Origin of the sequence: Marinobacter sp. UBA2688, assembly GCF_002352785.1 — a bacterium.
Lineage (GTDB): Bacteria > Pseudomonadota > Gammaproteobacteria > Pseudomonadales > Oleiphilaceae > Marinobacter > Marinobacter salarius.
Map to the genome: position 1 here is coordinate 225,075 of NZ_DELU01000023.1, position 19,631 is coordinate 244,705.

Sequence of the window (19,631 nt, forward strand, 5' to 3'; positions counted from 1 at the left end):
CTAGAGGTCATTACGGTCTCCTCGATGATGACTGAACAGGCTTCTGCTATGGAGCACCTTGCCCTGCAACAGGTAGTCCACAAGTACCCTTGTTACCCGCTTGGCGATGCGCCGGCACTCCGCAGATTCGAGGTCGCCATCAGCCAGCGCCAACAGTGTATCCCCGGGCAGGTTCCGGAGCCTGGAGCCCGGCGAGGGCTCGGCCAGAATCCCCTGCTCCGGATCATAGCAATAAAGCCCACCGGCCTCGACCGGCTGCCCACTATCCATCGCCTGATCCCAGACGAAGTCATACCCGAGTTCCGCAGCCAGGGATTGCTCGAAACGTCGAAGAACCGGCTCCACGTCACTGGCTTCCGACAACTCAGCAATCACATCAATGTAGGCAGCAAAGAGTTGGTGGTGAGGGTCGGCCATCGGCAGCAGACGCTGCAATAACTCATTCACGTAAAGACCACTGTACAGGGAGAGAGTGCGCTTCAGGGTGGGGCCGCTGCGAACGTCCGCCTGAGTCAGCGTCTTCAGGTCGCTGCGTCCGGTCCAGTCCAGCAACAGAGGCTGGAACGGTTGCAACTGTGCCTTGAGCGGGCTCTTTGCGCTGTTGCCACCACGGGCAATCACGGTTACCCGGCCCGCGTTGAGGGAAAACACATCCACCATCAGACTGGTTTCGCGCCAGGGCCGGCGGTGGAGGACATACGCGGGCTCCTGTTGCATTGGCCCCGTCATAGCTGCCTCAGAAGTCGTTCATACCCAGGCTTTTCAATGCCCGGTCGCTGTCCGCCCAACCTCGCTTGACCTTGACCCAGAGCCTCAGCATGACTTTACTGTCGAACAGGCGCTCCATATCTGTTCTGGCTTCCTGACCGATGCGCCGCAGGCGTTCGCCCTTGTCGCCAATAATGATCTTCTTCTGGCCCTCACGCTCTACCAGTATCAGCGCAGAAATGTGAAGAGTCTTACCGTCCTTGCGAAATTCTTCGATCTCGACCGCCACGGAGTAAGGCAGTTCTGCTCCCAGTTGCCGGGTAATTTTCTCCCGCACCATTTCGGAGGCCATAAACCGCTCGCTGCGATCCGTGATCTGGTCATCCGGGTAAAAATGCACACTTTCCGGCAGGAACCGACTGACCGCAGCCTCCAGCGGCTCCAGGTTCATCCCCTTGAGAGCTGATAACGGAATGATCTCGGCAAACTCGCGCTTCCGGGATAGCATATCGAGGTGCGGCAACAGGGCCTCCCGATTTTCAATGCGGTCGACCTTGTTCACTGCCAGAATCACCGGGCACTTCAGGCTACTGAGCTTCTCCAGAACCATTTCGTCCGCCGTCGTCCACGCCATCTGGTCGACAACAAACACAGCAACATCGACATCCTTGAGGGCCGATGTCGCCGCCTTGTTCATATACCGGTTAATAGCGCGAGGTTCTTCTTCGTGCATTCCCGGCGTATCCACGTAAATTGCCTGAACCGGGCCTTCGGTCTTGATGCCCAGTACCTGATGACGGGTTGTCTGGGGTTTACGGGACGTAATACTGAGCTTCTGGCCCAGAATGTGGTTCAGCAATGTGGACTTGCCCACATTGGGCCGACCGACGATCGCCACAAAACCACAACGGCTGTCCGGGTTTTCCGGACGAGTCACATCATTCATCAGTCATTCTCCACACCCAGTTGCTTAAGGGCATTGCGGGCGGCCTGCTGCTCGGCGATTCGACGGCTATTGCCAGTGCCGGTCGTTTTGCGGTCCAGCGATGGCAGGGCACAGGAAACATGGAACGTCTGGGCGTGGGCTTCACCGTCCACGGAAATGACGTCATAGCGAGGCAGCGGAAACTGCCGTGACTGCAGGTACTCCTGGAGCCGGGTTTTGGGGTCTTTCTGGGTATCCTGCAGATCCAGCTTCTGAAGGCGCACCTCAAACCAGCGCAAAACCTGTTCCCGACAGGTGTGAAAATCACTGTCCAGGTATATGGCACCGATGATGGATTCAACAGCGTCGGCAAGAATGGATTCACGACGGAAACCACCGCTCTTCATTTCACCGGAACCCAGCCTGAGGTACTTGCCCAATTCGAATTCACGGCCAATTTCCGCGAGGGTTACCCCCTTGACCATACGGGCTCTCAGACGGCTCAACTGACCTTCCCGGGCTTTTTCAAAATGCAGGTACAGGTATTCAGCAATGACCATGTTAACGATGGAATCACCCAGGAACTCCAGGCGCTCATTGTTCTGGTTGCCAAAACTCCTATGGGTCAGCGCCAGCAACAGCCGCTCAGGCGTCTTGAACTGGTAGCCGATACGTCGCTGTAACTGCTCGAGATCCGGTTGCGAACTCACTTGCCCTTCATCTCATACTCATGTTGAAAATGGATAACGGTATCCACATTACGGAACAGGTTGTTACGGACTTCGTAATCCACATTGATGATGACCAGATCCCCGTCCTTCTCAACGGTGATGTTCTTTTCATCAAAACCGCGAACATTGTTCACGCTAAGTCGCTTGTTTATCAGACTTCTCACCTGAGCAGGCCCCATGGTGGAAAGATCCTCTGTTCCTTCCAGGCTCTCAAGCGCTTCCTGAATGGTAATGTCATCAAGATACGCTGGCCCCAGCTTGATGGCCAGTGTCAGCAAGCCGCCGAAAAAGAGCACCATAATCATGATAACGAGCGCCGATGCACCCGACTGCCGATGCATGGAGGAAAGACTGTTCTTCTTCATGTTAGATACACCCCTGAATAACAACGTACTTATTCCAAACCGCCCACTCGGTCAAAGGATGGCAGACTGGTGAGCGATTGCCAGTGCATCCAGATCGCGAACGCCTTGCCAACGACCATTTCATCCGGAACAAAGCCCCAATAGCGACTGTCATTACTGTTGTCCCGATTATCACCCATCACGAAATACTCGCCTTCGGGCACCACCCACTCGCCTTCACCAGAGCGCCCCGTGCGCCCCAGGGTCAGGAAGATGTCGTGCTCAACGTCGCCCAGGTATTCACGTCTCAGCTCCACTGGTGGCAGCCGGGCAACAAAGCGTGTCTCCACTTTATCGCCATTGATAAACAGCTCCCGATCCTGGTATCGGATACGGTCTCCCGGAAGCCCGACCACCCGCTTGATGTAATTGGTGCTGCCGTCATCCGGATAGCGGAACACCATGATGTCACCGCGCTGGGGGTCATCCACTGCCAGGATTTTGTTGCCCGCAACCGGCAGGCGAAGCCCGTAGGCGTATTTGTTAACGAGGATGAAGTCTCCGACTTCAAGGGTAGGCAACATGGAGCCGGACGGAATCTGGAAAGGCTCCACCAGAAACGAGCGCAGAACCAGCACCACCGCCAGCACCGGGAAGAACGAACGGCTAAGATCAACGAGGTAGGGCTCCTTAGGTTCTTCCTCAGCCTCAACCTCCCCGCTGGCGCCTTCTACAACCGCGAGCCTGCGCTTACGCAGAAATACAACATCCAACAGCCAGATCAGCCCCGTTGCAAACGTCAGAACAACCAGAACCAGGGGGAAATCAATATCCATTCAGGTGCCTTTTAGTTATCCACTTTCAATACGGCAAGGAATGCTTCCTGAGGCACCTCAACATTGCCCAGTTGCTTCATGCGCTTCTTACCTTCTTTCTGCTTCTGCAGCAGTTTCTTCTTCCGGCTGACGTCGCCACCGTAACACTTGGCGGTGACGTTTTTGCGAAGCGCCTTGACGGTCACTCGCGATACCACCTGATTCCCGATAGCCGCCTGAATGGCGATGTCGAACATCTGGCGTGGGATCAGCTCTTTCATCTTGTCGATCAGGGCGCGACCCCGGTAGTGGGACTGGTCCTTATGGACAATCAGCGCCAGTGCGTCCACGCGCTCGCCGTTGATCAGCACATCGAGGCGCACCAGGTTGGCCGCCTGGAACCGCACAAACTGATAGTCCAGCGATGCGAACCCGCGGCTGGCGGACTTGATCCGGTCGAAAAAGTCCAGCACCACCTCGGCCATCGGCAACTCGTAGGTCACCTGAACCTGAGTGGACATAAAGTGCATGTTCTTCTGGATGCCGCGCTTTTCCTCACAGAGGGCGATCACGTTGCCCAGGTGTTCCTGGGGCACCAGAATACTGGCCTCCACGATTGGCTCGCGCATCTCCTCGATGGACCCAATATCCGGAAGACTGGACGGATTGTCTACCGACAGCGTCTCACCCTGTTTGGTAACGACTTCATAGATAACCGTCGGGGCCGTGGTAATCAGGTCAATGTCGTATTCCCGCTCCAGCCGCTCCTGGACGATCTCCATGTGGAGCATGCCCAGGAAGCCGCAACGGAAACCGAATCCGAGGGCATCCGAGCTCTCCGGTTCGAAGAACAGCGAGGCGTCGTTCAGGGTCAGCTTTTCAAGAGCATCCCGGAAATCGTTGTAGTCATCGGAACTGACTGGAAACAGGCCCGCATAGACCTGAGGCTTGACCTTCTTGAAGCCGGGCAGCATCGGGATGTCGTCCGAGCCTTTCTGCTGAACGATGGTGTCACCCACCGGCGCCCCATGAATGTCCTTGATGCCGGCCACCACAAAGCCGACATCCCCGGATTCCAGAATATCCGTGTCTTTGGGTTTGGGATTGAAAATACCGACCTTGTCCGCATTCCAGGCCTTGCCTGTCGACTTCATGACGATCTTGTCGCCCTTCTTGAGGGTGCCCTCAGTCACCCTGACCAACGACACAACCCCCAGGTAGTTGTCGAACCAGGAGTCAATAATCAGTGCCTGCAAGGGCGCGTTTCGATCACCCTTGGGTGGCGGGATTTTCCTGATCAGATCTTCCAGAACATCCTCGACGCCCAAACCACTCTTGGCGCTGCAGCGCACGGCGTCGGTTGCCTCTATACCAATGATGTCCTCAATTTCCTGGGCTACGCGATCCGGCTCAGCCTGCGGCAGGTCCATCTTGTTGAGCACCGGAACCACTTCCAGCCCCTGTTCAATCGCGGTGTAACAGTTGGCGACAGACTGGGCCTCAACGCCCTGACCGGCATCCACCACCAGCAACGCACCTTCACAGGCGTACAGTGAACGCGATACCTCGTAGGAGAAGTCGACGTGGCCGGGTGTATCGATGAAATTCAGTTTGTATTCAATGCCGTCCCGAGCCTTGTAGTTCAGAGTCACACTCTGGGCCTTGATGGTAATACCACGCTCACGCTCAAGATCCATGGAATCAAGGACCTGCTCAGCCATCTCGCGTTCTGTCAGGCCACCGCAGATCTGGATAAAGCGGTCTGCCAGAGTGGATTTACCATGGTCAATATGGGCGATGATCGAAAAATTTCGGATTCGGCTCAGTTCAGTCACAGACAATGAATACTCGCAAAAGACGAAGGATTGAGCCCGGAAGGGCCGTTGCCGGAGTCCGGCGACGGCGTGATTTTACCGGTTACCGGCCGCTATTGCCATGATCAGGAGATCAGCGGCCGTTCATATTGCCGAATAAGGAAGCCGATAAGCGCATCCTCGTCCAGCGGGTAACTGAACAGGTTGCCCTGACACTGGGCGCAACCGGCGCTTTTGAGGAAGCTCAACTGCTGAGGCGTTTCCACACCCTCGGCAACAACGGTCAAGTGTAACTTTCTGGCCAGTGCGATCACCGCCGAGGCAACATCGGTTGCACTGACGTTGTACGGGATGTCGCGAATAAAACGATGGTCAATCTTGATAACGTCCAATGGCAACTGCTGGAGCGCCACCAGAGAACAGGAACCGGTGCCAAAATCATCCAGGATCAGGCAGACACCCATGTCGTGCAGCGACACAAGGAGCTCTCTCAGCATGCGCGGGTCTTCATTCAGAAGCTCCGCTGGCATTTCAAGTTCAAGCCGCTCTGGCGACACCCCCGTTTCGGTAATGACCTGGCGCATCATATCCAGAAACCCGGAATCCGTCAGTTGGCGAACGGACAGGTTGACCGCCATTTTCAACGATTCAAACCCAGCCCGTTCGAGGGCCTGAACCTGGATACAGGCCTGCCTCAGCGCCAGCTCGCCAAGGCGTATGATCAGGCCCGTTTCCTCGGCCAGGGTAATGAATTGCTGGGCACTGACCAGCCCCTTCTCGGGGTGGTGCCAGCGCAGGAAAGCCTCGACGCCAATCACCCGCTCACTCTCGAGATCCACCTTGGGCTGGTAATGCAGCACAAACCGATCGCCTTCCAGTGCGGTCGCCAGTTCTTCCTGCTGAAGCAGCCGCCTGGCGGCCTTGATGTTCATGGCCGGGGTAAAGAACTGGTAGGTGTTGCGCCCTAACTCCTTGGCCCGGTACATGGCCAGGTCGGCGTATTTCATCAGCGTACCAGGGTCCTCACTGTCGTGAGGGATCATGGTAATACCGATACTGACGGTAACCCCCACTTCGTGATCGTTGAGACGAATTCGCTGGCACAGCCTCCGCAGTATGGCTTCGGCAACCTTGCCAGCGTCATCGGGACCGCTGATTCGTGACAACAGCACCACGAACTCGTCGCCACCCAGCCGGGCCACCGAATCTTCCTCCCGCACGCAGCCGGATAACCACTGGGAAACCTGCTTCAGCAGTTCGTCGCCACTATCGTGGCCGAGGGTATCGTTGATACGTTTGAAGCCGTCAAGATCCAGGAACATCAGGGCGGCCGGCTCTTCGGTGCGACGACTTCTGCGCACCACATGGTTAAGCCGGTCACGGAACAACTGGCGATTGGCAAGCCCGGTCAGCGGATCGTAGAACGCCAGGCGATGCAGCTCCGTCTGTGCGGCTTTCAGCTGGGTCAGGTCACGGAGGCTCAACACCACCCCATTCACGCCGGGCACCGTCAGCATGGCTGTGAACGTGCCTTCCATATCCCGCCACTGACCTTGCGCATCGCGTATACGACCACGGATCACCGGCATCTGCTTCCCAGGTGATTTGACCGCTTCATCAAACCCGGACTTTAACTGCGGCCAATCCTCGGCATGCACCAGGGAGGCCAACTCCAGACCATAAACCTTGTCGGGATCGAAGCCCAAAATGTCGTGACTGGACGGACTGGCGTAACGCGGCGTGCCATCGCGATCCAGCACAAGAGTCACGTTCGCGGCACCTTCGGTAATAGCCCGGTAGCGACCCGCGCCAATCTGCGCCATGATCCGGCCGCGAATCATGGTCAACACGAACAGGAACATCAGCAGACTGATAACAATACCGGAACCGAGAACGATGGGCGGTCGCGGATCAGACGCCAAGTAGTCAAACGCCGGTGTGGAACGGGTTTGCAGCAACCAGTCGCGCCCACCGTGGGTAATGGTCTGACTCATTTCAAAACTGAAATCCTCATCCAGGGAGCCCAGGTTTGACCCATACATCTGCGTATCCCGTGACACCTCCCCGCTGTCGTATATTTTCACGTCCAGGAATGGCGAGATCAGGCCGACGATGCCATCGAGCAGGGTGTTCATCCGAAAGGCACTGAACACATAACCGGCGAGCATCATCTGCCGCTCAACACGACTTTCAGGTATTTCCCCACCCTGGTAAACAGGGTAATACATCAGGAAGCCAGCCTGATCCTCCGCCACTTCCTCCTGAACCAGCACGACTTTACCCGTCACTTTTGGCTCGGCATGGTCCCGTGCCCTCGCCATGGCATGCCGGTGCACAGGATCACTGAAGGCGTCGTAACCAAGTGCCTTGCGATTCCGCTCTGTTCCGGGCTCCAGATACACCATGGGGTAGTAATCCGGCCCGGTACCAAGAGGCGTCACGAGGTAATTGAGGACACCATCTTTCCTGACCGACGCGATGTGGTCCGCCATCTGGCGGACACCTATTCTTTTCACGTAGCCAATACCCTGGATGCCCGGGTAATACCGGTTGATATCCACATTGTCGACGTATTCACGCCAATCGTCCCTATCCACTTCACCGGCAACGGCAAACAGGCCCGCACTGCCGGCCAATACCTGCTCATAATTCAGCAGGCGCTCTTCAATAGCAGTTCGCAGCTGTAGTGACTGTGTTTTGAAACGGGCTTCGGTACGGTCTTCGACCAGGCGAATGGAAACTTGCCATAACAGGACGGTGACAGCGAGAGATGCAATCAGCACTAGCCATGCTGCCCACGAGTAGCGCAGCTGGAGCAGTTTCCGGAGGGGAAGTTCCTTTCTGTTCATCATTCTCGTGCAGGTCCGATCCGTGGCCAGTAATCTGATTATTTTGGGAAGTATAACAAAAGCCCCACTGGCTGTCGTTTAAACGACCCCCAGCAGGGCTCTCAGTTTTGTACCATTTTGTGTCCGCCGATCCGGCGGATCAACCGTCAGGGCTTCATCACCAGATAAGTGGCCCGCCCCTGGCGAACAACGCGCACCGAGACGGCGCTGTCGTCTGGCAAGGAGGATACCGCTTCGCGGAAATCCTCCACAGAGGTGACTTTGCGGCGGTTCAGCTCGGTGATCACATCCCGTGGACGGATACCCGCATCAAGCGCTGGCCCGCGGGCAACCTCTGCCACAAGCACGCCCCCAGATATCCCCAGCGACTCCTGAAGCTCAGTTGGCAGAGGCTCAACCGTCATCCCCAATGGCGCCGATGATGGGCCGTTGTTGCTGGACGCCGGAGCGGAGGCCTGCTCCGAACCCTCTTCCGGCAGTTTGCCGATTTCAACGTCCAGTGTAATCTGCCGGCCTTCCCTCATTACTTCCATGGTGGCCGTTTCACCGACCGGCGTACGGCCTACCATCGGCGGCAGATCCGAAGACAACGTCACGTCCTCGCCCTCGTACTCGAGCACAATATCACCCGCCTGCAATCCCGCTTTCTCGGCAGGCGAGCCCGCCATCACTTCTGCAACCAGGGCGCCTCGAGGACGCTTAAGGCCAAATGACTCCGCCAGATCTCGATTAACCTCCTGTATCAGCACACCCAGCCAGCCACGGGACACCGATCCATCGTCCCGAAGCTGCCGGAACACATTCATGGCATCATCAATGGGGATTGCAAAGGACACCCCCATGAATCCACCCGAGCGGGTGTAGATCTGGGAGTTAATACCCACAACCTCGCCGTCCAGGTTAAACAGTGGCCCGCCGGAGTTACCCGGGTTGATAGCAACGTCAGTCTGGATAAACGGAACGTAGTTTTCCGATGGCAGTGAACGGCCCAGGGCGCTGACAATGCCCGCTGTTACGGTGTAATCAAAACCAAAGGGCGAGCCGATAGCCAGGACCCACTCACCCACTTTCAGGTCATTGGAGCGCCCGACCCGCACCACAGGCAAGTCGTCGCCGCCCTCAATCTTCAGAACCGCCATGTCCGAACGTGGGTCGGTGCCAATCAGTTTGGCAGGCAATTCCCGACGGTCATTCAGGCGCACAATGATCTCGTCGGCCCCTTCCACCACATGGTTATTGGTCAACACATAGCCATCACTGGAAACGATAAACCCGGACCCCATGGACTGACGCGGGGCTGAACCACCAGGGCTGCCGCCAAACGGTGACTGGGGACCGCGGAAGAAATCCTGGAAAAACTCCGGTAACTGCTCAAGCTGTCGATCGTTAAAAGGGAGACCGTTTGAGCGGCCACGATTCGCTGACTTGGGCTCGGTCGTTGTACTGATGTTGACCACAGCATTCGAGTTCTCTTCGACCAACTCGGTAAAGTCAGGGAGACTGCGAGCTGAGACAGACTGAGCCAGAGACAAGGGAACAAGAAGACACAAAAGATACCAGACGAACACAATGGAACCCTGGCGCTGAGGCCGGCGCAGCATGTCTTGATCGTTCTTTACTTCAGGCATTAAAGACCCCCTGTTCAGCGGACGTTATAAACTCAATGTGCGGTCAAAGCCGATAATTTCAACAGAGCCTGTTGGAACATCATTCCGGGGAAGCGACCACCCCCTGCCTGACCTCCACCAGTGTCGGCTCCCAGGTTCCCGCTTTACGTGACTGCCCCCTGCGAGCGGCCAGGAAGCCCAGGGCAAGTCCCGCCGCAGCACCCATCATGGCGACGGCCTCACTGGCCGCGTGGCCTGCCGACAACTGGTGCCCCAAAACAGCCCCGGCCACCATCGACACCAATGGCAGGGCGTAAACAAGCAGGGAAGCACCAAGCAGCGCGGACTCATCAATGGCCACCGTCACCTCATCACCCACCTCGGCACCAAGGCTGTTGGCCACCAGAACCTGATTGGCCCTGCCTCCTGAAACACCGGCCAGTGCACGCTGGCCACAGCCATGACGAGCCGAGCAACTTTCACAGGCGCTGGTGCGAATCGTCTGCACCCATACCCGGTCGCCGGCAACACCGACAACCCTCCCGGTTTCCGTAATCATTTCCGGCCTCCGCCGAACGCCAGGGTATCGTCAATCGTCACTGATTCGGCCACCTTACGGGCCGTCGTCGGTGGAACTTCCCCAACCACAGTCACGAAAAACGCGATGTCATCCACACTGAGCTGTTTCATGTACACCGTGGTGGCGCCAATTCGCGAAGCGCCGGTGGGCATCACCATCTTCCGTGCTGGTTCGACAAACACAGAAAAGGCTGCCAGCCCATCCGAGAACGCCACTGCCTGCCCTTTGCCTGATCGCGGGGCAGCGGCGGGAACAAAACCATCCGGGCGCCACTCGAGCGTCCAACCATCCATCCGTGCCGCGGGAGACGACGTCTGTTCCGGTTTCAATTCCCGTTTGATGGCCTCTCCCTCCGTTTGCACGATAAATTCGCTATCCGGGAGAGAGTCCGTTATTTCAAGGCTGGTGAACTGAAAATGCTCAAGCACCTCACCGCCGACGGAACGCACATGGCTCTTCACCAACAGACCGGTGGATTTTTCCAGCCATAACTGGTGACTGTATCGAAGATCATCCCTCGCCCTGAGCCCGAGCTTGACCACATCGTAACCAGCAATACGATCATCGCCCACCAGCTCTGGCTGATACCATTGACTGACCGGCATCAACTGATGGGAAAATGCCTCGGCAAAAGGACCCGACGGAATAACCTGATCCAACTGGATGCGCCCATGGTCAGGAAGCACACAGACAACCCGCATCCCCTTTCGCACGATCTCACCGCTGGCTCCGTCCTGCAGAACCAGCCGCTCTTCCACCATGCCATCCCGATACCGGTGCGCAATCTGCATCGAACTGACCTGATCACCCCGGGCATACACAAAGACGCCGCGATAGGACGTCATGTTGAGGGCAGGACCAAGACGGTTGAGCCAATATTCGGCGCTCTGTTCATTCTTCCCGGCGCTCTCCGCCGTCTCGGCAGACACTTGCCCTGTCAGAACGGTGAGCAACGTCAACATGACCAGCCCGTGCCTGATTGCACCAGGGAATCGACTCTGGATTGCCATTGCGATTCTGCCCATCAGCCGTTTAACTCCAGCCAGTGTCCTGCAAACATGAAACGTCAATACCCTGGTCCGGACGCGCTAACGACACGCGCATAGCCAACGGAGCCTCGACCGGCTCCTACGCTGTTATGTTGGGCGTGCTCAAGAAGATAGCGGCTAAGATGTTCCCATTGCTCTTCATCAAGTCCTTGCAATGCCACCTCCGGCACCGGCTCGACCGCCGACTCCTGCCGATCCTGTTCTTCTGAAACGCCCGCGGCTGCAATCGCTCCACCATCTTCGGCGGACTCCCAACCAGCACCGGCGCCAAAACCAATCACCGCTGCCAGTGTGACCATCGCAACCGCTGGCCAATGCCAGTTTTTGTCCCGGCGGGGCATCGAGCCGACTGTCGCGGCAGGCGATACCGCACCGCTGCCATCCAGAACATCCCTGACCCCAGCACTGACATCCACAGCCTCCGGTGCCACGCTGCCCTGATGCATGAGATCCCGCACCTGCTGCCAACGCTGCCACTGCGAACGAACCTGATCCTGCTCAGCGTGTGACAGCAGTCTGCGAACTGACAATTCGTCTGCCTCGTCATCCATCATTGCCGACAGCGTTTCTTTGAGACGATCATCCATAGGATGCAACCTCATTACGTCCGGGAATCATTTAACAAAGGGCCCAGGTGGCGATCCACTGCATCCCGTGCCCTGAATATTCGTGACCTTACCGTGCCGATGGGGCACTCGAGAATACCGGCGATGTCTTCGTAACTCAGCCCATCGTACTCCCTGAGCAAAAACGCAGATCGAAGCTCCTCCGGCAAGTTTGATATCGCCACCCTGAGCGCGCTCTGCAACTGATCCCGCTGCAACAGTTTCTCCGGTGACGCATTGTCCCTGAGTCTTGAACCGTCGTCGTAATTCTCGGCTTCCCCCGCGTCGGCACTGCCTTGCGGACGACGCCCGCGGGACTCAAGAAAATTCTTGGCCGTATTCACGGCTATACGGTACAGCCAGGTGTAGAACGCGCTGTCTCCCCGAAAACGGTCAATCGCCCGGTACGCCTTGACGAAGGTTTCCTGGGTAAGGTCCATCACCTCCTGGCTGTCGTAGACATAACGACTGATAATCGACGCAACCCTGGACTGATATTTGACAACCAGAAGATCAAAGGCGGGCCGATCACCATGACGGACCTTTCTTACCAGCTGAAGGTCTGTCTGGCTTTCGCTGCCGTCTTCCTTGTGTCTTTCTGTATCCGCATTCATGGACGGAGTGCCGGAGTTGCCATAGCGTTCGACCGTCTGGCCCACTTGCCTGCTATTCAATGGAATCATGCTGCTGTCCGGCATCCGATGAGTCTACAATGCCCCCTTTTATCCGGGAGCACCCCGTCAGGCCAAATAGACAGCGAGCGCAAAGTTTAGTTCAATACACATCCACATTATGGCCCGCGATTACGACCCGATGCCACAGTCCTACGAATTCGATGTCCTGATTGTCGGCAGCGGTGCTGCCGGCCTCACTGTTGCCCTGAATTTGCCCGAGCACCTGCAGATCGCCGTCATCAGCAAGGCCGATATCAGCAGCGGCGCAACACTCTGGGCCCAGGGCGGCATTGCCGCCGTGCTGGATGACGACGACTCTCTTGAGAATCACGTCAGCGACACCCTCAACGCCGGGGGCGGCCTCTGCCACGAGGATGCTGTCCGGTTTACGGTTGAGCATGGCCGCGAGAGCATCAACTGGCTGATCGACAGCGGCGTCACCTTTACCCGCGATGACCAGTCCCAGTACCACCTGACACGGGAGGGCGGGCATAGCCACCGCCGCATTATCCACGCGGCCGATGCCACCGGCCACGCTGTTTCCACCACCCTGACGTCCCAGGCCCAGGCGCGCCCCAACATTACCCTGATGTCCCGCAGGGTTGCCGTAGACCTGATCACCAATCGCAAGCTGGCATTGCCTGGAAACGCGTGCGTAGGCGCCTACATACTGAACCTGGAAGACAACCATGTCGAACTGTTCCGGGCCCGGTTCACTATCCTCGCCACGGGCGGCGCCAGCAAGGCGTATCGCTATACCACCAACCCGGACGGAGCTTCGGGAGACGGTATAGCCATGGCCTGGCGCGCCGGCTGCCGGGTCGGCAATATGGAATTCAACCAGTTCCACCCCACGTGCCTGTACCACCCACATGCCAAGTCGTTCCTGATTACCGAGGCAGTGAGGGGTGAAGGCGGTGTGCTGAAGCTTCCGGACGGCTCCCGCTTTATGGATCGCTTCGATGATCGAGGCGAGCTGGCGCCCCGGGATATCGTGGCCCGCGCCATCGACCACGAAATGAAACGGCTGGGTGCTGATCATCTATACCTGGACATCAGCCATAAACCGGCCGAGTTCATCAAACAGCATTTCCCAACCATTCGCGAAAAATGCCTGACGTTCGGGATTGATATCACCAAAGAACCGATCCCGGTGGTACCCGCCGCGCACTACACCTGTGGCGGCATACTCAGTGACGAACGCGCCCGCACCGACATCAACCAGCTCTATGTTGTCGGCGAGGCCGCGTTTACCGGTCTGCATGGCGCCAATCGCATGGCCAGCAACTCCCTGCTTGAATGCCTGGTCTACGGCCGTGCCGCCGCTGCGGATATAGCGCGACGGGAATCGGACATTCCCGCACCACCCCAAGCACCGGACTGGGACGAAAGCCAGGTAAGGGATTCCGACGAAGACGTGGTAATCTCCCACAACTGGGACGAACTGCGGCATTTCATGTGGGACTATGTTGGCATCGTTCGTACGACCAAACGCCTGCAGAGAGCCAAGCACCGGATTGATCTGCTGGAACGGGAAATTGGCGAGTTCTACAGCAACTACCGCGTCTCGAACGACCTGCTTGAGCTGCGCAACCTGGTGACCGTGGCGGACCTGATTATCTGTTCCGCGTTGCAGCGCCGGGAAAGTCGCGGCCTGCACTACACACTGGATTTCCCCGGACTACTCCACGAGGCAAGGGATACTGTACTGGTTCCCACCACTTACCGACGGTCGTCTCCCTGAAGGAAATGGCTCGGTCCACTCCAATGCCCACTGGTTAACTGAGAGAATCAATGTCTGACAATACTGAATTCAACCGCCTCTACTGGCACAGCCGCCGCGGCATGCTTGAACTGGACGTTTTGCTGATCCCATTCCTTGAGAACGCCTATCGAGATCTTCCCGCTGAGGACCAGGCACGGTACCAAAAGCTGATCAACTGCGAGGACACCGATATGTTCGAGTGGTTCATGCAGCGCAGCCGCCCGGAAGATCCCGACCTGCAACGCATCGTTGACCTCATACTGAACCGTGTCCAGCCGGATTGAACTGGCACTGATTCCATCCCACGCTGTCGGGTTACTGTGCGCCCTGCCCTGGCTGGCGCTGACCCTGTTCGTATCCGCCGTAGCCAGTGAGTTCAGCCCCCTCCTTCTGGTGCTGGCTATCCCCTCACTCGTGGGTGCGGTTTTCCAGTATCGCCGAACCGGCTTGCTGGTCGGTCCGGAAGCCGTAACCGAACTACGGGTTGAGGGCGAGCAATTATACGTGCGCCTTCGCTCTGGGCAGGACCGCGCTGTCCAGGTTGCGGACGAAAGTCGTCTGGGTGCCCACTTTGCGATCTTGAAACTGCAGCATTCCGGCACCATATCGTGTACATATCCTGTTGTCCTGGTTGCCGTTACGCCGCGGTTTCGCAACATCCCTTCCGATGCATTCCGCCGTTTGCGGGTCTGGCTTCGCCTGGGCCCGACCTCTGGCAGCAAGGCATCTGGTCGCCAAACGCAGGAAATCCACTGATTCTGGAGTGTTTCATGTCAGACATCGAAAGTCCGTTGGCCAACCATCCGCTTCCCCAGCCCCGCTGCGTTTTCATCTCTGACCGTGTCATGGTTCGAATATCCGGGCCAGGCACTGACAAGTTCCTGCAGGGGCAGTTCAGCCAGCAGATCGACGATGTCACCCAGGGTCATTCGCCAAGAGCGGCAGCCTGTACACCCAAGGGGCGCGCCTATTGCCTGACCCGGTTGGTGAGGGATGGTGATGACATATTGATGGAGCTGCCAGCGGATCTCTCCGACGGCACGGTGACTCATTTGCGCAAGTACCTGATGTTGTTCCGTGGTACGTCAATGGAGGTAGAGTCGGACGCTCGGATCATCGGACTTCTGGGCGATGCCGCAGTAGAAAAACTGCTGCCAGAAGGCACCGGTGCACTGGCAGTCGCAGGCGATTCCGTGAAAATCAACGGAGGCCACGTGATACGTACGATGGACACCGCCGAGGGCATGGCTCGCTATGAACTCTGGCAAACGGGTGATCTGGACACATCGCTACAACAGGCTCTGGCGGACATTCCTGCAGCCCCCCTCGCCGATTGGCAGGCTTCCGAAATTGCTGCCGGCGTAGCATCGCTCACGGCCGCCACCACGGAGAGCTTCGTGCCGCAAATGCTGAACTGGCAGCATGTTGGAGGCATCCACTTCAAGAAAGGCTGCTACACCGGGCAGGAAGTGATCGCGCGCATGCACTTCCTGGGGCAACTCAAAAAAAGCCTTTTCCGGTATACCTGCAGCGATGCCGGCACCCTGCCTGCCCCCGGTGAGTCGCTGCTGGACGGAGATCGGTCAGTGGGAAATGTCGTGAATTCTGTTGGTTTCTCTCACGGACACTCGGAGATTCTGGCCGTTGTGCGCCACGATGCGGCGGAGAAATCATTGGTACCCGAGAGCGCCTCCGACGCGGTTCTGTCACTGCGCCCCTTGCCGTATTCTGTTCCGGAGCGTGAAAAAACCGACACGCCTGATACATAAGTTGACAGGAAGAATCCCGATAATTTGCTATAAAGTACGTCATATACATGAACATATTAGCCTTTCCGGACGTTCCTGCCGGCCAGGTGACACTTAACAGGCGGATTCAAACTGACTATGTCCAACATTGTAGAAACCATAAAAACCGACCTGACCGACGCTATTGAAAACGACAAACTGGTACTTCCGACACTTCCGGAAGTTGCGCTTCAGGTACGCGACATCGCAGAAAACGAGGACTCGGCCATTATTGACCTGGTGAAGGTCATCAGCAACGACACGGCCCTGTCAGCCCGTATCATTCGAGTCTGCAACAGCCCGCTATTTCGCGGCAGCCGGGCGATTGAGAACTTGAATATGGCGGTTGGTCGCCTGGGCATGGCTTATACCAGCAACCTGGCGATGGGTCTTGCCATGGAGCAGATGTTCCAGGCCACTTCGGACATGATCGACAAGCGCCTGCGTGCCACCTGGCAAAAGAGCACTGAGGTGGCCGGGGTGTGCCATGTGCTGGCACAGCATTACACCAATCTCAAGGCAGACCAGGCCACCCTGGCCGGGTTGGTTCACCTCATCGGGGTGTTGCCGATTCTGCGCTATGTGGAAGACCGGGATATTCAGATCAGTAGCATCATGCTGGACAATGTGATTGATGAGATTCATCCGCGTATCGGGGCGACGATTCTGCAGAAATGGGATTTCCCGAAAGAACTTCAGAATGTGCCTCTGGAATACGCGAACCTGCATCGTGAGGTGCCGGCAGCGGATTATGCGGATCTGGTGATGATTGCCAATCTGCAGTTGATTGCCGGGACAGATCATCCCTGGACGGAGGTGGACTGGAAGACGATTTCGGCGTTTGATCGTCTTGGGTTGGATCCTGAGGTGGATATGAGCGAGGAAGAGGACCTGAATGCGCAGATGGAAGCTGCTATGGCGCTTCTTCAGTAGGTTTGGGGGCTGGCCGAAGGTGGGGGTATTTTTCTTCGGGAAAAGAACTCGCTTCGCTCGGACACCTTTTCCTGTCAGAGAAAATACCCCCACCTCCGGCCGATCAATACAGTTGCGGGCCGCTCTTTCGGGCCGCTTCATTTTTTCAGGATTGGCTCTTACCGTATTGTTCCAGTAGCTGCGATTTGTTTGGCAAAGACCAATCAACGGTCGGCAGGCCCTTCTGCTGTAACCACTCGTTGGCCCGGGAAAAATGCTTGCAGCCGAAGAAGCCGCGGTAGGCGCTTAACGGCGATGGATGTGGCCCGTCCAGTACCAGATGCTTGCTTCGGTCGATGTGCTGGCCTTTTTTCTTGGCGTAGCTTCCCCAGAGTAGAAACACCACCCCTTCACGCTCGCGGTTAATGGTTTCGATGACGCGGTCGGTGAAGGTTTCCCAGCCTTTGCCCTGGTGGGCGCCAGCTTGGCTCTGGACAACGGTGAGAACGCTGTTGAGAAGGAGCACGCCCTGCTCCGCCCAGGGTTGCAGACAGCCGTGGTCTGGGGGCTGAATGCCGAGGTCGGCGTGGATTTCTTTGAAGATGTTGACCAACGACGGCGGCGTGGCCACGTGCGGGCGCACGGAGAAGCACAGGCCGTGGGCCTGGCCGGGACCGTGGTAGGGGTCCTGGCCGAGAATAACCACGCGCACCTTATCCAGCGGTGTGCTGTTCAGGGCGTTGAAGCAATGCTGGCTGGCGGGGAACAAGGTCTTTCCCGCCTGCTCTTCCGCCGCGAGGAATTCAGCCAGCTGCTGCATGTAGGGCTGACGGAATTCGTCACCAAGGTGCTCCGTCCAACCTCGCCCTGATTTTAGCTGGCTTGCCAGTATCTCCACCGGCTGCATGTTCAGCCCTCGTCTTTCTTCGTTTCAGCCTTGTGCTCCGGGCGCATGGCGGGGAACAGGATGACATCGCGAATCGAGGCGGAATCCGTCAGAAGCATGGCCAGACGGTCGATGCCAATGCCTTCACCTGCGGTTGGTGGCAGGCCATATTCCAGCGCCATGACGTAGTCTTCGTCGTAGAACATGGCTTCGTCGTCGCCGGCGTCTTTCTCGGCCACCTGATCCTGGAAGCGCTCAGCCTGGTCTTCCGCGTCGTTCAGCTCGGAGAATCCGTTGGCAATCTCGCGGCCACCCACGAAGAATTCGAAACGCTCAGTGACGAACGTATCGTTGTCCTTGCAGCGGGCCAGCGGTGACACTTCTTTCGGGTAATCGGTAATGAATGTGGGCTGCATCAGGCGATGCTCAGCAGTCGCTTCAAAGATTTCGATCTGCACCTTGCCCAGTCCCCAGCCTTCTTTAAGGTGAATGCCCAGATCCTTCGCCACCTGTCGAGCACTGGTTTCATCGGCCAGTTGTTCGGCTTTGATATCGGGGTTGTATCGCAGGATGGCGTCCACCACGGTCAGGCGCTCGAAAGGCTTGCCGAAGTCGTACTCAATGATTTCTTCTTCGCCATCGGACAGGGTACGGGTGTTCACCACCGTGGTGGTACCGAGTACTTTCTGGGCAATGGTGCGCAGCATGTCTTCGGTCAGGTCCATCAGGTCGTTGTAATCGGCATAGGCCTGATAGAACTCCACCATGGTGAATTCCGGGTTATGACGGGTGGAAAGCCCTTCGTTACGGAAGTTGCGGTTGATTTCGAATACCCGCTCGAAACCACCGACCACCAGGCGCTTGAGGAACAGCTCCGGAGCAATACGCAGGTACATGTCGATACCCAGGGCGTTGTGGTGAGTCACGAACGGACGCGCCGTGGCACCACCAGGAATCACCTGCAACATCGGGGTTTCGACTTCCATGAAGTCTCGGTCGGTGAAGTACTGACGCATGACGCTGATAATCTTCGAACGTGCATAGAACACACGGCGACTGTCTTCGTTCACCATCAGGTCAACGTAGCGGTGACGATACCGGGCTTCCGTGTCGGTCAGCCCCTTGTGTTTCTCCGGCAATGGACGCAGCGACTTGGTCAACAGCGTGTACTCGTCCATGCTTACATAGAGGTCACCCTTGCCTGACTTACACAGAATACCCCGCACCCCCACGATATCGCCCAGATCCCAGTGCTTGGTGTCTTTCTGGACATCTTTTGAGGCGTAGATCTGAATGCGGCCCGTCATATCCTGAACCACTTTGAATGCTTTACGATCAAGCATCATGCGGCCGGCAACAGCCACCTGAATGCCCATCTCAGCCAGCTCTTCCTTGCTCTTGTCGCCATATTTGGCCAAAAGCTCGGCCGCGGTGGCGTCGCGACGGAAGTTGTTGGGAAAGGCATTGCCCTGATCACGCATCTCCGCCAACTTGGCGCGACGCTCGGCAATCAGCTTGTTGTCCTCTGGCTGTGCATTCGGGGTGTGTTCAGTCATGTTGGCTCGCAAAATCGGGAATTG

19 protein-coding genes are annotated in these 19,631 nt (G+C 57.3%); 5 read left to right on the forward strand and 14 right to left on the reverse strand.

Features of this window, described 5'->3' with window-relative positions:
* The 12 genes from recO to rpoE all read right to left on the reverse strand — a co-directional run bounded on the left by recO (position 1) and on the right by rpoE (position 12,641).
* Entirely contained in the window at positions 1 to 729 is a 729-nt protein-coding gene (recO, locus tag B3M52_RS12665; RefSeq protein WP_041335061.1) for a DNA repair protein RecO, read from the reverse strand.
* A gap of 7 nt (positions 730 to 736) precedes the next feature.
* Positions 737 to 1,654, reverse strand: a complete 918-nt coding sequence (era, locus tag B3M52_RS12670; protein ID WP_036204205.1) for a GTPase Era — start codon at positions 1,652 to 1,654, stop codon at positions 737 to 739.
* Positions 1,654 to 2,343, reverse strand: coding sequence for a ribonuclease III (gene rnc, locus B3M52_RS12675; RefSeq protein WP_007152064.1), 690 nt, complete (start codon positions 2,341 to 2,343; stop codon positions 1,654 to 1,656). The genes era and rnc overlap by 1 nt, the downstream gene beginning before the upstream one ends.
* The gene (locus tag B3M52_RS12680) at positions 2,340 to 2,729 is read right to left on the reverse strand and encodes a DUF4845 domain-containing protein (RefSeq protein WP_036204200.1); all 390 of its coding nucleotides are present in this window, start codon (positions 2,727 to 2,729) and stop codon (positions 2,340 to 2,342) included. Before B3M52_RS12680 ends, rnc begins: the two co-directional genes overlap by 4 nt.
* Before the next feature lie 29 nt (positions 2,730 to 2,758).
* A complete protein-coding gene (gene lepB, locus B3M52_RS12685; protein WP_075195978.1) occupies positions 2,759 to 3,544 on the reverse strand; it encodes a signal peptidase I in 786 nt (261 codons plus the stop codon).
* 11 nt (positions 3,545 to 3,555) lie between these two features.
* Positions 3,556 to 5,358: a translation elongation factor 4 gene (lepA, locus tag B3M52_RS12690; RefSeq protein ID WP_075195979.1), complete on the reverse strand. Its 1,803-nt coding sequence runs from the start codon at positions 5,356 to 5,358 to the stop codon at positions 3,556 to 3,558.
* A gap of 104 nt (positions 5,359 to 5,462) precedes the next feature.
* Positions 5,463 to 8,189 (reverse strand): bifunctional diguanylate cyclase/phosphodiesterase, encoded by a 2,727-nt coding sequence (locus B3M52_RS12695; RefSeq protein ID WP_036204191.1) that lies wholly within the window; start codon positions 8,187 to 8,189, stop codon positions 5,463 to 5,465.
* Positions 8,190 to 8,332: 143 nt separating this feature from the next.
* Positions 8,333 to 9,787: a DegQ family serine endoprotease gene (locus B3M52_RS12700; protein ID WP_083637228.1), complete on the reverse strand. Its 1,455-nt coding sequence runs from the start codon at positions 9,785 to 9,787 to the stop codon at positions 8,333 to 8,335.
* A gap of 106 nt (positions 9,788 to 9,893) precedes the next feature.
* On the reverse strand, positions 9,894 to 10,352 hold the full coding sequence (locus B3M52_RS12705; protein ID WP_036204183.1) for a SoxR reducing system RseC family protein: 459 nt from the start codon (positions 10,350 to 10,352) through the stop codon (positions 9,894 to 9,896).
* Positions 10,349 to 11,398 (reverse strand): MucB/RseB C-terminal domain-containing protein, encoded by a 1,050-nt coding sequence (locus B3M52_RS12710; protein WP_227544260.1) that lies wholly within the window; start codon positions 11,396 to 11,398, stop codon positions 10,349 to 10,351. Before B3M52_RS12710 ends, B3M52_RS12705 begins: the two co-directional genes overlap by 4 nt.
* 41 nt (positions 11,399 to 11,439) lie before the next feature.
* Complete coding sequence (locus tag B3M52_RS12715) at positions 11,440 to 12,009, reverse strand: sigma-E factor negative regulatory protein (protein WP_075195981.1); 570 nt, start codon at positions 12,007 to 12,009, stop codon at positions 11,440 to 11,442.
* A 14-nt stretch (positions 12,010 to 12,023) separates the two neighbouring features.
* Positions 12,024 to 12,641, reverse strand: coding sequence for an RNA polymerase sigma factor RpoE (gene rpoE / locus B3M52_RS12720; RefSeq protein ID WP_127402363.1), 618 nt, complete (start codon positions 12,639 to 12,641; stop codon positions 12,024 to 12,026).
* A gap of 199 nt (positions 12,642 to 12,840) precedes the next feature.
* Between rpoE and nadB the strand changes: the two genes are divergently transcribed.
* From nadB to B3M52_RS12745, 5 genes are all read left to right on the forward strand, one after another.
* On the forward strand, positions 12,841 to 14,445 hold the full coding sequence (gene nadB / locus B3M52_RS12725; protein WP_177190603.1) for an L-aspartate oxidase: 1,605 nt from the start codon (positions 12,841 to 12,843) through the stop codon (positions 14,443 to 14,445).
* A gap of 50 nt (positions 14,446 to 14,495) precedes the next feature.
* Positions 14,496 to 14,750 carry a succinate dehydrogenase assembly factor 2 gene (locus tag B3M52_RS12730; protein ID WP_007152075.1) on the forward strand — a complete coding sequence of 85 codons (255 nt, stop codon included), beginning with the start codon at positions 14,496 to 14,498 and terminating at the stop codon, positions 14,748 to 14,750.
* Positions 14,734 to 15,222: a hypothetical protein gene (locus B3M52_RS12735; protein ID WP_075195982.1), complete on the forward strand. Its 489-nt coding sequence runs from the start codon at positions 14,734 to 14,736 to the stop codon at positions 15,220 to 15,222. Before B3M52_RS12730 ends, B3M52_RS12735 begins: the two co-directional genes overlap by 17 nt.
* A 14-nt stretch (positions 15,223 to 15,236) precedes the next feature.
* Positions 15,237 to 16,235 carry a YgfZ/GcvT domain-containing protein gene (locus B3M52_RS12740; protein WP_075195983.1) on the forward strand — a complete coding sequence of 333 codons (999 nt, stop codon included), beginning with the start codon at positions 15,237 to 15,239 and terminating at the stop codon, positions 16,233 to 16,235.
* 117 nt (positions 16,236 to 16,352) lie between these two features.
* A complete protein-coding gene (locus tag B3M52_RS12745) occupies positions 16,353 to 17,186 on the forward strand; it encodes an HDOD domain-containing protein (protein WP_036204169.1) in 834 nt (277 codons plus the stop codon).
* Positions 17,187 to 17,331: 145 nt separating this feature from the next.
* On the opposite strand, the gene ung is transcribed toward B3M52_RS12745, so the two are convergent.
* Positions 17,332 to 18,072, reverse strand: coding sequence for a uracil-DNA glycosylase (ung, locus tag B3M52_RS12750; protein ID WP_036204167.1), 741 nt, complete (start codon positions 18,070 to 18,072; stop codon positions 17,332 to 17,334).
* Between the two features lie 2 nt (positions 18,073 to 18,074).
* On the reverse strand, positions 18,075 to 19,607 hold the full coding sequence (gene lysS / locus B3M52_RS12755; protein ID WP_075195984.1) for a lysine--tRNA ligase: 1,533 nt from the start codon (positions 19,605 to 19,607) through the stop codon (positions 18,075 to 18,077).
* Between the last annotated feature and the right edge of the window lie 24 nt (positions 19,608 to 19,631).